Origin of the sequence: Streptomyces sp. NPDC037389, from assembly GCF_040636475.1 — a bacterium.
GTDB classification, from domain to species: Bacteria; Actinomycetota; Actinomycetes; order Streptomycetales; family Streptomycetaceae; genus Streptomyces; species Streptomyces hesseae.
The window spans coordinates 1-1233 of the sequence record NZ_JBEZUS010000068.1; the positions used below are offsets into that span (position 1 = coordinate 1).

Sequence of the window (1233 nt, forward strand, 5' to 3'; positions counted from 1 at the left end):
GCACGGTCCGTCCGGGTCAGACCCTGATCGACAGCTCCAGCGGCATCTACGCCTACGCCCTCGCCCTGGCCTGCCACCGGTACGGCATGCGGTGCCACATCGTCGCGTCCACCACCGTCGATGCCACCACCCTCGCCCAACTGGAGATCCTCGGCGCCACGGTGGAACAGGTGAGACCCTCGCGCACTCTCGAACTCGACCAGGAACTGAGGGTGCGGCGGGTGCGCGAGATACTCGCCGAGCATCCTGGGCACCACTGGATGCGCCAGTACCACGACGACGTCCACTACCTCGGCTACCAGGAAGTCGCCGACCGGATCACGGCGGAATTCCCGGCCGTACCGCTGACCGTCGTCGGCGGGGTGGGTTCCGGAGCCTCGACCGGAGGCATCGTGGAACGCCTGCGCGTCACCGACCCCTCGGTACGTCTGGTCGGCGTCCAGCCCTTCGGAAGCGTCACCTTCGGCAGCCAGGACCATCACGATCCCGAAGCGATCATCGCCGGCATCGGCTCATCGATCGTCTTCGACAACGTCCGTCACCACCTCTACGACACCGTGCACTGGCTGGACTTCACCCACGCCATGTCCGGTGCGGTCAGCCTGCTGCGCGAACACGCGGTGTTCGCCGGGCTGTCCACCGGTGCCGGCTACCTGACGGCGACGTACGAGGCCCGTCGCCACCCCGACCGGCTGCACCTGGTGATAGGGGCCGACACCGGACACCGCTACGTGGAGCGCGTGTTCGCCCGGCACGCCGAGGCCCTGGACCCGGCCGCGCTGAAACCCCTCGAGGTCCGCACTCCGGAGGAGATGACCATGCCCTGGTCGAGGATGACGTGGCAGCGCACACCCTGTCCGGCCCCCTGGAAGGAGCGGGCGGCATGACCGTGGCCTGCCTGGAGTCACTGACCTTCGGCCTCGGCCATCTGGTCCGCGCCGCCGGCCGGCTCGGCGAGCGCCTGCTGCTCCTCACCCGGGACCCCGCCTACTACGCCAACGAGCTGGACCGGCTGCCCGACGACGCCCTCGACGTGGTCGTGACCGACACCTTCGACGTGGAACGAACCGCCGATCTGCTCCGGCGCGTCCCGGGGCTGCGCGGTCTGATCAGTTCCACCGACACCTGGACCCTGGCCGGCGCCGCCCTCACCGAACGCCTCGGCCTGCCCGGGCTCGATCCGGCCGTCCTGCGACTGACCCGGGACAAGGCCGCCGTCCGCACCAGACTGCA

General features: G+C 69.8%; 1 protein-coding gene and 1 pseudogene. Both read left to right on the top strand.

All coding sequences use genetic code 11. The annotated features are described in order from the left end of the window. On the top strand, window positions 1-887 hold an 887-nt coding region (locus tag AB0E98_RS33805), incomplete at its 5' end, for a cysteine synthase family protein (protein ID WP_361710327.1). After that, window positions 884-1233 (top strand): annotated as a pseudogene (locus AB0E98_RS33810) (argininosuccinate lyase); the annotation flags it as partial. The gene AB0E98_RS33805 and the pseudogene AB0E98_RS33810, both read left to right, overlap by 4 nt.